Raw genomic sequence first — 13915 nt, forward strand, 5'->3', positions numbered from 1 at the left:
GACACCTCTTTAGCCATATCCTGCAATGGCATCTCCCTAGCCTTAAGCTAGCTTTAATCTAAAGTTATATTTAACTACCTCAAGCATCCACATATCTATAATGTTGCAAGAAAAATTAATAGATTAACTTGAGGACAATACAAGACTTTGTCTTACTACCACACAATCACGGGCCTAGATTGCATCTAAGACACCATAACGCATTGTAACAAGCTTTGCCAAGTCGTGCTGCGATTGAGCTTAATACATAGTAAAAATTGTGATCACCGCTTAAGAGAAACTAAAATCCATTAAAGTTACAGATATTTGCCCCAAAAGTGGATCTAAAACGCAAAAATAAGCCTAAAAGCCATCACAAGCGCATTCACAGCTAATCATACAGCCACGACCAAGCATCGATGAGCGCCGCAAAATGCCTTTGTACAATCCTAAAAACAACAAAGGCCTATCCTTATACAGAATAGACCTTTGCTGAGCCTAAAGATATGAGCCACTACACTTAGAGTGCTGCGTGGCCTTATGGCCAAGCTTCAGCATGCACAGTAGCATATGGCCATGTCTTAGCATGCTCAATAGCTTATAGCCATGTCTTAGCATGCACAGTAGCTTATGGCCATGTCTTAGCATGCACAGTAGCATATGGCCATGTCTTAGCATGGCGCGGCGTGCTTAGGAATGAGCCTCAGCAAATTCGCGCATGAACTTGTGCAGCTCTTCTACGCCCTTAAGCTCCATAGCGTTGTATAAGGATGCACGCATGCCGCCTAAAACCTTGTGACCCTTCAGGCCAATGAGGTGACGCTCTTTAGCCTGAGCTAAGAACTCAGCGTTGAGGTCTTCATTTAATAAGTTAAAGACTACGTTTACACGGCTGCGATCCTTTGGAGCAACCTGAGTACGATAGAAGCCACTCTCGTCGATATAGTCATAAATCAAGGAGCTCTTCTTAATATTGCGCTCTTCCATGCCCTTGGTGCCGCCGTTAGCCTCAATCCAGTCAAAAGCTAAACCAGCCATGTACCAAGCAAAAGAGTTTGGAGTATTGAACATGGACTCGTACTTATCTAATACAGTCCAGTCTAATACTGATGGAGTGTACTTACGAGCTCTGCCAAGTAAGTCTTTACGTACGATGGTAACGGTAAGACCAGCTGGAGCAATGTTCTTTTGTGCACCAAAAACTAAAGCACCAAACTTACGTACATCAATTGGACGAGTCAGTACGTTAGAGCTTAAGTCAGCAATTAAAGGTACATCGCCAGTATCAGGCAGATCAAAGAGCTCTACGCCGTTAACGGTCTCGTTTAAGCACAGGTATGCATAGGTAGCACCCTTAGTTACCTGCATCTTGGACATATCTACTTCGTAGTAGCCGTCTTTATTGGTAAAGACACACTCATGCAGACGTGCATCGCCAAAACGCTCAGCACACTCTTTATAAGCGCTACGTGACCAGTGACCAGTTACAAAGTAATCAGCAAAACCGTCTTCTGGCAGCAAGTTTAATGGAATAGCTGCAAACTGACCGCGACCACCGCCTTGCTCAAATAAAACGGTGTAGTCATCAGGGATCTCCATGAGCTGACGGAGCTTAGCCTCAGCAGCCTCAGCTACCTTTAAGTACTCCGGGGAGCGATGGGACATCTCGACAATACCCAGACCTAAACCCTGATAATCGAGAAACTCAGCTTGAGCTTTCTCCATAACTGAATCAGGAATGGTGCTTGGACCAGGATTGAAATTCCATACTCTCATGGGATCACCTCAAAAACGTAGATACTACTCAGCAATCCAAAGCTTACTGAGCTCATTAAGCAGCAGTTGATATTTAACTGCTGTCGCTATTGATAAGAGTATGCATGATACTCTATCTAAACCACAGGCCTCGTTTTGCCACAATTAAGGGCATAAACTCCACCTAGCTAACTATTATAGTGCGTTTGCCTGCCCAAAGCACCCCCATAGCGATTTGACAACAGCAGCCACACGCAAACCAGACACGATTGACTGCGCATCAATGGAGAGCTATGACGTGCGCCAAAGAGCATTGACCTGGCCAATGCGGCTATGACCTGACATAGCAAGCCATAGCTTGGTCAAGGGGCCATGGTATGGCAAATGTGCTTTAGCTTGGCCATGGCGGCTATGGTATGACAAATGTGCTCTAGCTTGGCCATGGCATGGAGGATGTGCTGTAGCTTGGGTGTGAGCTGCGCTTTGAAATGGAGCTTTGCTACTTGGTAGTGGCGTAGAGGATAAACTCGTTGTCTACATTGTTCTTACGGCAGTAGAACTTATACTCAGGTACTAACTCCTTAATGTATAAAGGCAGTTCCCACATATCCTTGGTGTTGTGATAGAGGCATACAGTAAGCTTTGGCTTGTACTTAACGATGGACTTAGCAGCACCCTTGAGTGCACCTAATTCAAAGCCCTCGATATCGAGCTTTAAGAATGTTGGCTTAATCTTATTTTGCTCAAAGAAGTCATCTAAAGTTACGCACTCAACTTCAATATTGCCTTTGTCAGTGGCGTAACTTGCACCAGCCATACCTGGAGCTGCAGCAAATGGGATCTTACAGTGGCTATCGCCTACTGCCATATTGAGGCATTTGTTAACATCATGCTCGTTAGCAGCGATATTGTTCTTGAGCACCTCAAAGTTAAATGGGCTTGGCTCAAAGCTATAGACCTCTTTAGCGCCATTTTTGTAGGCCCATAATGCGGTATCACCAAAGCAAGCACCACAGTCGATAAAGACTTCACCCTTTTGTACATTAACCTTGTCTTCATAGCGATACTGCTCGCACAGGAAGGTAGTCACCAGCATGTTGATTAAATATTGGCGCTCTTTCTCAGAACAAGCCATCTTTGGGCAGCGATCGGATTTAACAAACTCAGGCCACTTATCGGCAACAGCTTTCCAATCTTCTTTAGTAAAAGGTGAAACTTGCTTAGCTAAATCAGGATTAACCTTACGCAGCATCAAAAAGCTTAGCTCACTTTCATAGGCAGCCTTGCTTTGCTCGTCGCTTAAGAATGATAAGCAACGTTCGATCTTATGCTTGTTAACGATAAACTCAGATACAGATGAGTTAAAAGCTGATGTAAGTGTCAGCTCAGCAAAGCCAACAGCGTCCATGAAAGCCATATAATTCCAACCTATGTGATTTGATACGAATGAGCTAAATCTAGTGCACTTAAGCACTACCAACAACCATTATAAGCCCACAGCTTATAAGTTTAGCACCCATGAGACTTTTGCACCGTCTGCAAGCTGATGTTTGGCCAATGACGAATTTGCTCTTTGCTCTTTGCAATTTTCTCTTTGCTATTTGCTAGTGCCTAATTCTTCAGCAGCACTGATGGTGCGCATTCTATCCTTATGCTTTGGCAGCACTGACGGTGCGCATTCTATCCTAATCTTTCGCAGCACCGATGGTTACATTTGGCCGCTCTTTACAGATAGGATCAAGTTGTAAGCGAAGATAAGATGATGGGTGTGTTTTTAGGCCTGATCGAACTTTGAAAGCTAGTGGCGCGGCAGCATGATGCGCTAAGTGATGCGCTAAGTTATGGTAGCTAGCCTCGCTAAGTGAGGCTAGTCTACGTTAGTTAAGCTAGTCCTCGACTATGGTGATCAGAGCGTCGAGCTTATGCAGAGCACCGATGAGTTCACGGTATTTAGTCCACTGACCACGATACTTTTCTTGAGCATAAGTGTGTACTAGCATCTTCTCTGGCAGAGCAGCCTCGCTCTCAAGCATCATAGTGAGCTTGTCGATAAGGACGTATTCAAGCCACTCATGAAACTCAATAGTGTCTAAACAAAATGGTGATTGTGAGTTTAAAGCTTTCTCACTTGGACGCTTTTGCTCACCGCCCCACAGCTCCATTTGTCTAAGCACTTGTTCGAGGTTTAACAACGCTGCTTTGATAGCATCACGATCATGTGTTTTTGCAGTTGCCATGTGTTCCTACTTGTTTTGTGGTGGATAAAAAAATAGGCAGCTAAACACTTAAGGAATCGCTGCCTATTCACTACTATGAACATTATCTTGTTTTAGCGTTGCATAACGCTGTGTAAATTCGTTCACTAGATGCCAAAGTTTTGGCCCCATGGACTAGATTCTGGTGTTGTTGTCACCATGACTAGTTGCATGGGGTACTTTGAGCATTACTAGATGTCGGTATTGTTCTGAGCGTCAGTTGCGTCAGATGCGCCATTGTCATCACTGCTATCTACTGCAGTATCGATAGCCTGAGCATTGGACTCATCTTGGGCAGTGGCATCAGCAAGTGGGTCGGTTAAGACAGCATCTTCGCCATTTTCAACACGACGCTTTTCAGCAGCACGAGCCTCAGCAGACTCATTGATTTCGGCAACCACTGCTGGAGGAATCTCCTGCATGCCTACAATGATCTCACCTTCAGTGCAGCGCTTGAGCTTGAGGTAACCGGCGCTACGTGAGCGTACAGTTAAGTCAGAGACGCGTGAGCGCAGAACTGAGCCAGTATTGGAGAAGATTAAGTAATCTGAACTCTCATCAGCGGTAATTACACCCACAACGCGCTCAGAGCGAGCTGCAGCAGAGCATACCCAATTACCCATACCACCACGGCGTACCTTGCCTGGCAGTGAGATGAGACGACCACGCTTACCAATACCGCTTTCGGTAATGATGAGGTAGTTGAGCTTCTCATCTTCAATGCGCTCAACAGGAACTACGATCATGGCAGCCAGCTTAGCGCCGTCCATGAGCTTAATACCCTTGTTAGTACCAGAGGCACGACCACGAGGACGAACACCGCCGCCGCTCTTACGTACTGGCAGATAACGTGCTAAGACCTCACGCTCACGAGCAATACGCTCTGCATCGGAGATATTGTCATCATCACCTGACTCATCAGCATCGTCTGAAGCACTTGCAGTATCTTGTGTCAGAGCATCGTTATCAGTGGAGTTATCCTCTGCGGCATTATCATCTGTCGAGCTATCTGCACCAGCAACATCAACGTATTCGCAGAAACGCATCATACGGCCGTTGTTAGCAAAGAGCAGAATGTCATCTTCACCGTGAGTAATTTCAACAGAGACGAGCTCATCATCACCAGTGAGGTTGATAGCCTTAATACCAGTTGAATTGCAACGGTTTAAGTGATTCTTAAACTGACTTAATGCAATACGCTTTACGCCGCCATTGGCAGTAGCAAAGACGATGAAAATTTGCTCGGAGGCAGCATTGCCAGCCTTGAGCATTTCGATTTGATCTTCGGTAATTGGCAGAATACGACGCACGGACTCGCCTTCTGGAAGATCAAAGAGATTTTGTACTGGACGACCACGCCAGCTCTTATTGTTAGAGGTTGGCAGATCGTAAACCTTGGTAATAAAGCAGCGACCAAGATTAGTAAAGCACATAACGCTGTCATGGCTATTACATACAGTAGAGGTAACAATAAAGTCCTCTTCTTTAAGCTTTGCTGCGCTATTGCCCATAGTACCGCGATTCATGGCCTCATATAAGGACAGATCTTGGTACTTGATGTAACCCTCTTGTGACAGAGTAATGAGTACAGCCTGACGGTTGATAAGATCAGCCTTCGAGAACATGCCATCGACAATGATGAAGTCAGAGCGGCGTGGATCGCGATAAGTGTTGCGAACCTCTAAGAGCTCTTCACGAATAACTTCATTCATGCGTGCAGTGGAGTTTAAGATCTCAAGGTAACCCTTGATGTTCTCCTTTAACTGCTGATAATCCTTTTGAATCTCTTCAGTAGCTAAGTGAGTTAAACGGTGTAACTGCAGCGATAAGATGGCCTTGGCCTGATCTTCAGATAAGTGGTAACGGCCATCGATAAGACCGCGATTATCCTCAATACCAATCGGCAGACAAATGTTAACGCCGTTTTCATCGTACTCCATCACTGAAGAAACTAAGGCACCATCCCAAGTCTCGCTCATGAGCTTGTTACGGGCATCCTCAGCGTTAGCAGCAGAGGTTACGATGTCAATAATGCGCTGAATATTGCTCTTAGCGACGATGAGACCTTCATCTAAGAAAGCCTTACGACGATCTTGACGTAAGAGGTAAACAGTACGACGAGTTACCACCTCACGGCGGAACTTGATGAACTCTTTTAAGATCTCAATTAAGGACAGCTGCTTTGGACGATTGTCAACTAAAGCAATGACGTTAAATGAGAATGAAGACTGCATGGAGGTGTGCTGGAAGAGATTATTAAGCACAGCCTCTTCATAGGCATCACGCTTTAAGTCGATAGCAATGCGTACGAGATTGTCCTTATCAGACAGATCGTTAACTTCTGCAATGCCCTCGATCTTCTTGTCACGCACTAACTCAGCAATTTCCTTAACGATGGTGCTCTTATTGACCATGTAAGGAATTTCATCGACGTAAATAGTGGTGCGACCTTGCTTATCAGTCTCAGTATGAGTACGAGAACGAATTAAGCAGCGACCACGACCAGTCTCATAGGCACGTCTAATCTCAGGTGAGCGGATGATAAGACCACCAGTTGGGAAGTCTGGACCTGGAATGTAGTCCATGAGCTCATCTAAGGTAATCTCAGGATTGTCGAGCATGGCAACAGTACCGTCGATAATCTCAGCAAGATTATGTGGCGGAATGTTAGTAGCCATACCTACAGCAATACCGGAAGAACCGTTAACCAATAAGTTTGGATAACGAGTTGGCAGTACCTCAGGAATCATCTCGTTACCATCATAGTTAGGGTAACGGTTTACAGTTTCCTTATCGATATCGGCCAGCATCTGCTCGGCGATCTTGGTCATACGCACTTCGGTGTAACGCATCGCAGCTGCGCCGTCACCGTCTAAGTTACCAAAGTTACCCTGACCAAAGATTAAAGGAGCACGCATGGAGAACCACTGTGCCATACGCACGATGGTCTCATATACAGCAGCGTCACCATGAGGGTGGAAACGACCGATTACGTCACCAACCACACGGGCTGACTTTTTAGTAGGTCCGTTATGCCAGATCTTAAGATCGTACATATCGTAAAGCACACGGCGGTGTACTGGCTTGAGGCCGTCACGTACATCAGGCAGCGCACGATCTACGATTACGCTCATGGCGTAGTCAATAAAAGACTGCTTTAACTCATCCTCAAGCTTTACAGTAGGTCCATCTGAGACAACAGCGGAGCTTTGGTAATCACCATTGCCCATATCGCCTTTGTCAGTGTCCGCACTGCTCTGAGCGCCATCTAAGGTCTCTTGTGAGGCCTCTTGCTGCTCTTGCTCATTAAGCTTATCAGCAGTTAACTGCTCATCATCGTGGTTCTTATCAACCATGAACTACACCTTGTTTAGATCCGATAATCTCTCAACTCTTTAACTATGCGCCCAACGTGGTTTATCTAACTAATGCCTCATTAAGCTGAGCACTTGCAACGCACATAAACTTTTGCGTGCTTTAGCGTGCTCGTTAAAGAATGCCATCATGATAGCGCGAGGCTAAGGCTAATGCTCATAGCGTGCAAAACGATAACTCACATGGCATATATAGGCCATTTTGGCCTAGTTGAGTGTTCTAAGCATAATACCCATCACTGAGCTTACGCAAAACAGTTGGGAGCATAAAACTCTCTACCTGGCTTGCGTAAGCATCGTAATGAGCAAGCAAAGGATCATCATCTTTTAACATTTCAGCCACTATCGTAGAACGGATACTGACACAGATGCTTAAAGGTCAGAACATGGTCTAGTAGAGCTACTGCTCGTGCTGTGTTCTAAGATGATGATCCTTTGCTTTCTTCTGAGAAAACAAAAGGCCACTAAGGCCTTATGTAAACTTATGCTGCAAGGCTTGTGGCTTTAGCTACAAAGCTCGATAAAAAGAGCACATTTTTGTCTTAACCACAGCACCTTAAGCAATAGCTAATTATAGCACGCGCCCCCTGATTAATCAAAGCTTTGACCTATAAGCGAGGCACTACATGCTAGGTACTTTAGCTCGTGATTGCTTTGACCATCTCACAAGTCAATCACTCCACAAAACCCATGGTTATAGAGATAAGTTTTTGAGCGCCAAGCTACATATGGTCCTATGTGTGGTAAGTCACTTCATTTCCTGTAATGTCACCGTGATTTAAAGCCATACTCTCTTATTGCGCTGAGCATGCTATGGGAAGTTTTACTTAAGCAAAGATAGTATGAGTAGAAAAAGATTTGCTTGTATCAAGCTTATGGCTTTTATAAATGGCTTATATATGGTGTTTTGATAGCAATTTGCGTCAAGATGTGCAAATTGAAAGTAATTGGGCTAAACTGACAAGCCGAATCTTACGGCTCACGTGCAGCCGTAGGAAAACTTATTTTAGCTGTTGATTAGGTAAGTGCCATGCCATTTAAAAGCGTTCGACTGTATTGTGTTGCTCTAGACGATAAGCTCAAGAGCATTTTTAGCAATGAAAGTGAGCTTGATAAGCTGATTGCTGATGAGAAGTTTAGACCTGCAGGTCAAATGGAAATCTCCTCATGTGGTTTTGCGCCGGTATTTGGTCGTAATACTGAGGCCTTCTCTTTTTCATATGATGGCAACCACTACTTCCGTTTTGTAGAGGAAAACAAGTTACTGCCTACCTCAGTTGTTAATCAGGCCCTGCTCGACGAGATCGACGCCAAAGAAGAAGAGCTTGGTCGCCCGCTCAAGAAGGCTGAAAAGACTACCTTAAAGACAGCTCTGACCAACAAGATGTTAGCTCAGGCATTCTCAAGCCGTCGCGAGATGATGGTGTGGGTTAACTCTCGCTATGGCTTTGTAGGCGTATCTGTAACCTCTGCTAAGCGTGCTGAAAATGCCATTACCTACTTACGTAAGGCTTTAGGCGGCTCTTTCCCTGCTAAAGCTTTCTCTCCACGCTGTGTTATTGAAGATCGTTTAACCTCTTTTGTGTCACGCAATGAGCTACCAGAGGGCTTTAAGCTTGGTTACGATTGCGTATTAAAGAGCAATGATGACACTGGCGCTACTGTACGTGCCTCTAAAGAAGACTTAACTTGTGGTGAGATCCAATCTCATATCAAGGCCGGCAAACAGATTACCGATCTGCAGCTTAACTTAAACGATAGCGTCTCCTTTGTGCTCAACAACGAGCTCACCATCAAGCGCATCGCCATTGATGACACTTTCTTATCCCAAAACCTGCCTCAGTCAGTTGAGGACAAGACTCAGGATATGCAAAGCTACTTTATCGTCGAAGCAAGCGTACTTACCGATATGGTAGATCGCGTCACTAAGGCTTTTGACTGCGATCGCTAAGCCATACACAACAAAATAACATCCTTGCAAAAGAGCGCCTGACACTAAGTAAGCTAATCCCCTTCTTGGTCAGGCGCTTTTTTCATTGCCAAACTGTTAGATGCCCGCCTTTGCCCATAATTGCATTTAGAGCTTTACCCATGGCTGCATTTAGAGCTTTGCTCATGCCACACAGCTTGGTGTGTGCTCTTGCTTAGTACATAGAACTTGGTAGTTGCCATATTTTTGCAGATGCCTATTTTTACATGCTGCTGTTTTAAAAAAGACTATGAGGCTTAAGAGTCAGGCTATTTTCTTTCTGGCGTTCCTACGCCCATTCTTGTATGCGTGCTAGCGTCCATATTTGTATGTTAGCTAGCCGCTTATATGCGTACTGGCTGCATTCATGGTGTGCTTAGGTGTTTAGGGATTTTTTTTGTAGCTTTTGGGGCTATACTGTGCGGCACAATGATCTATACTTTTGCGAAAAATAAGCGACGCATTTAAGTTAAATGCGTATACAATGACGCGTCATTTTTCATTCTCAAGCTTTGGAGCGGTGATAACGCATATGTTTAAGTTCAGAACCAATACTCATCACTTTGCTACTACTGCCATGTCCTCATGCGGTTGCGGTAACAACTCCTGCGGTTGTGGCGGCGATGATAACAATGCTGAAGCCTCATACCTTGAGGCAGCCCAGTCAGGTTGTGAGTTATCTAAGGGCGGCATCATTGTTAAAAAGCCTGAGATTTTAGCCCCAGCAGGTAGCCTTGAGCACCTTTACATGGCTGTAGACTACGGTGCTGATGCTGTGTATGCAGGTATTCCTCGCTGGTCTCTGCGTGTACGTGGTAATGGCTTTACTCGTAATGACTTTGAGGCAGGTATTAACTACGCTCACTCAAAGGGCCGTAAGTTCTTTGCTGTGCTCAACGTTATTCCACATGTACGCAGAACTGCAGCTTTCACCCCAGCTTTAGATGAAGTTGCTGCCTTAAAGCCAGACGCATTTATTATGGCTGACCCTGGCCTTATCGATCAGGCCTTAGAGCGTCACCCTGAGATCCCAGTGCACTTATCAGTACAGGCAAATACTGTAAATCCAGGTACAGTTAAGTTTTGGCAAAAGCTTGGCGTACAGCGCGTGATTTTAGCCCGTGAGCTCTCCTTAAACGAAATTGAGATGATTCGTAACGAGTGTCCTGATATGGAGATTGAGGTCTTCATCCATGGCGCTCTGTGCATTGCAGTTTCAGGCCGTTGCCTCATCTCTGGAATGCTGGCTCGTCGTGACGCTAATACTGGTACTTGCAACAATGCTTGCCGCTGGAACTATCGTGTTAAAGATCTGCACCTTGAGGATGCTGCCACCTGTGAAACCATTATGGATGGCAAGATCCCAATGCGCTCTATCAATCCATTAGACGAGCGCGATAGCCCTGCTCTGCGTGCTGAGATCGAAGAGACCTCACGTCGTGAGGGCGAGTGGATGCCAATGGAGGAAGATGAGCACGGCTCCTACCTCATGAACTCCAAGGACTTATGTGCTTTAAGCGTAGTTAAGCGCTTAATGGAAATTGGTGTAGACAGCCTGAAGATTGAAGGTCGTTCACGCTCCCCATTCTACTCAGGTGGTATTGCCAGAGCCTATCGCTTAGCTGTTGATGCTATTGCACAGGGTCAGGAAATCCCAGATGAGTCATGGCGTATTGTTAACTCCATTCCTGCTCGTGGTTACACCACTGCTATGCTCGATCCAAACAATGCTTTAGACGAGATGCAGGACTACGAGACCAATGCTCCATCTCCAGGTGAGTGGCAGATCGTCGGTAAGATTGAGTCACAAGAAAACGGCCGCATCAATATTCGCGTAAAGAATAAGTTTGAAGCTACTTCAAAGCTCATGATCTACACTCCAAATGGCCCAGTTACTGTCGACGGCTCCACTATGCTTGATAAGCATGGCAAGCCATGTGATGTAGCTAAGGGTGATGGCTACTTCGTATCCTTAGCCTTCGAGCAGCCTTTAGATCTGCGCACCGCAGTGCTGCTGCGTGATGACAGCAAGTAATCTTGAAAAAAAACTGCTGCACCCCTAGCTTAACCAATTAGTTTAAGCACCTAAGCGCCATACAGCAGCGTTAAACGGCTGCAGCTTGTGCTTTAAAAAAGGCCGGTCAAATCAACTTTGATCGGCCTTTTTTTTATTCATGCATAAGCTTTATGCCAGACATCGTTTAGTCTGCAAGCTCAATGAGTTGCTCGTGCATGTAAGCTACCTTAAGTGACTAACATTTCTAGAATACACTTAGTCTTGTTGCGGCTTTTGTTTGTGATCTTAATGCTCGCGAGGTATCCACTGTTTGCACACAATAGGCGTAAACTACTAGCAAGCAAAGCTTAGATTGACTTAAGTCTTAGGCTTATTCAAAAATAGCCAGGTGTATTGCCCAATGCCCCCTCATCAAGGGCAAGGTACTTTCAATTGTGCGTCCTAATCAATGCAGGCTACATTTGATTAAGCGTCCTTCTGATGGGCAAGATACACTCTATTCTTAGCCTTTCTTAAGGGCAAGGTGTAATGGATTATGGGACATAGACTAATTACCAAAGGATCATTTCATCCTTTTGAAGATCTCATCAATGGCGATTTTGTATATGTTGATAAGACTGCCTTAGCCTGTGACCTTGCCAAAGAGCACAATGCTTATTTGCTAACGCGACCAAGACGTATGGGCAAGTCTACTTTCTTATCCACACTTAAGCATCTGTTCATGAACGGCACGCAAGGATGTGAGGGATTAGACTGCTTTAAAAAATGGAGTGACCCATGGCGCTACTTTGTATTTAACTTTTCTTGGAATAACTTGAATCCATCTAGCGCAGAAGACTTACGCTCCTCTATCGTCTCCTCATTGACAAGCTATACTGACTACTTTGGCATCACTTTGCCTGCAGATCGAAAGTTTGGCGATATCTTGAAGTTCTTTTTTAGAGAGTGCGTAAATAAGCTTTGCGACGATAACTTTTTAAAACAGCATCGCGAGCTGAGCGATGGTGATAGACCTTTTAACCCCCAAAAAGTTGTATTACTCATCGATGAGTATGATGCACCTCTAACTAATCACTTGGGCAATCCTTTAGTTTTTGAAGAACTAAGACAAGTATATACCGAGCTATTTTCGACTATCGAGGATCTTAACTTTAGATTTGTCTTTATTACTGGCATCACCTCGTATGCTCAAAGTTCAATTTTCTCAAGCGCCAATCAGTTTATTAATCTTTCCTTAGACCCACGCTTTGCAACATGCTGCGGTTATACGCTCTCAGAGATTGAGCACTATTTTGTCCGAGAGCTTCATCATGCATGCGAAGTCTTAAACATCTCCCATGAGTCTTTAATTAGGCAGCTTCGTTTTCATTATGCGGGTTATTTGTTTAATGATGAGGCAAATGAAGATCATGCTCATAAGAGAGTCTTTAGTCCGGTCAGTGTATCGATGTTTCTTAATGCGCCACAAAGAAAATTTAGGCCTTATTGGAGCATAACCGGCGCTGCCTCTGCACTTTTGTTCCACATGCTTAGCTTATGTTCAAGCAAGATTACTAAGCTTTTGATTGACAAAGTGTTTGATACTGAGAATATGCAAGCTCAAGAACGTCAAGAGCTTGAAGAGCATCAGGTGCTTGAAGCGTATCTTGACTCACGTCTTCCTTTCTTTTGCTTAGATATTGGTGAGTCTGAACATGTTAATGATGGCACAGAGCATCTATTAGAGCTTAATATTAGCGACCGATCTTTGAACATAAGCAGCGTTGAGTCCATTAATGCATACAACGCAATCTTGTTTTTGCTTCAATCAGGCTATTTGAGCATCAAAAAAGTTAAAGGATGCACAGCCTACTTAGTAATCACTAATTACGAGGTGGCGTATACCCTTGCCTATCTTCTTACCCAAACATTTGATGAGGATACTAAGACTGAGAATTGTCATGCTGAGCGTTTTGTTAAGGCGCTTAAGCAAGATGATAGTGTCTTTAGCGTGCTCCACCGTGGTGGTATGGATTTAGTCAAATTCATTGATAGTTGGCTTAGCGATGCACCATGGGAGTTTTTCTTATCCACAGCTCACGAAAATCAAATTGCGTATCTTTTCTACCTAGAATTGCTCAATCTACGAGTGCCTACGCAGCGTAAAGTGTACTTAGCTAAAGACCGTGCAGCTATTGTCATCTATAAAGAAATTGATGATAAGAATGTGATAGATACTGTCATCGAGTTTCAGATTGCCAAGCAAGAAGATAGCATACTAGATAAGCTTCAAGATGGCGCTGTACAGCTCATTGAGCGCAGGTATGACCTTAATGTATCTACCACCGATACAAAGCGATATTGTGTTGTAATCAGCACTGAGCTAAGACAAGTGGGCGCGCTAGCCAAGATCGATAGTAATGATAAGCACATAATTGTCTATCAATCCACTTTGTTCAAAGGCGATGGATCACGGACAAACTCTAAGACAATGGAGCGGCGATAAGCTCCATGGCTATTGATCACGTATAAGCTCTATGCTATCGAGCACGGATATGCTCTATGGCTATCGAGCGCGGATAAGCTC

At 44.6% G+C, this 13915-nt stretch carries 7 protein-coding genes; 3 read left to right on the forward strand and 4 right to left on the reverse strand.

Features of this window, described 5'->3' with window-relative positions; all coding sequences use genetic code 11:
- Positions 1-669: 669 nt before the first annotated feature.
- The 4 genes from serC to gyrA form a co-directional block, all read right to left on the reverse strand.
- Complete coding sequence (gene serC, locus H524_RS0113050; RefSeq protein ID WP_027940495.1) at positions 670-1755, reverse strand: 3-phosphoserine/phosphohydroxythreonine transaminase; 1086 nt, start codon at positions 1753-1755, stop codon at positions 670-672.
- Positions 1756-2233: 478 nt separating this feature from the next.
- On the reverse strand, positions 2234-3151 hold the full coding sequence (locus H524_RS17185; RefSeq protein WP_156907630.1) for an FkbM family methyltransferase: 918 nt from the start codon (positions 3149-3151) through the stop codon (positions 2234-2236).
- Positions 3152-3620: 469 nt separating this feature from the next.
- Positions 3621-3971 carry a YqcC family protein gene (locus H524_RS16020; RefSeq protein WP_052339118.1) on the reverse strand — a complete coding sequence of 117 codons (351 nt, stop codon included), beginning with the start codon at positions 3969-3971 and terminating at the stop codon, positions 3621-3623.
- A 209-nt stretch (positions 3972-4180) separates the two neighbouring features.
- Positions 4181-7345 (reverse strand): DNA topoisomerase (ATP-hydrolyzing) subunit A, encoded by a 3165-nt coding sequence (gyrA, locus tag H524_RS16025; protein ID WP_052339119.1) that lies wholly within the window; start codon positions 7343-7345, stop codon positions 4181-4183.
- A gap of 1048 nt (positions 7346-8393) precedes the next feature.
- Between gyrA and H524_RS0113075 the strand changes: the two genes are divergently transcribed.
- From H524_RS0113075 to H524_RS0113090, 3 genes are all read left to right on the forward strand, one after another.
- A complete protein-coding gene (locus H524_RS0113075) occupies positions 8394-9314 on the forward strand; it encodes a recombination-associated protein RdgC (RefSeq protein WP_027940497.1) in 921 nt (306 codons plus the stop codon).
- A 550-nt stretch (positions 9315-9864) separates the two neighbouring features.
- The gene (locus H524_RS0113085; protein WP_169726168.1) at positions 9865-11367 is read left to right on the forward strand and encodes a U32 family peptidase C-terminal domain-containing protein; all 1503 of its coding nucleotides are present in this window, start codon (positions 9865-9867) and stop codon (positions 11365-11367) included.
- A 517-nt stretch (positions 11368-11884) separates the two neighbouring features.
- The gene (locus tag H524_RS0113090; RefSeq protein ID WP_027940499.1) at positions 11885-13834 is read left to right on the forward strand and encodes an AAA family ATPase; all 1950 of its coding nucleotides are present in this window, start codon (positions 11885-11887) and stop codon (positions 13832-13834) included.
- The last annotated feature ends 81 nt before the right edge of the window (positions 13835-13915 follow it).

This window comes from Anaerobiospirillum succiniciproducens DSM 6400, from assembly GCF_000482845.1.
GTDB lineage: Bacteria > Pseudomonadota > Gammaproteobacteria > Enterobacterales > Succinivibrionaceae > Anaerobiospirillum > Anaerobiospirillum succiniciproducens.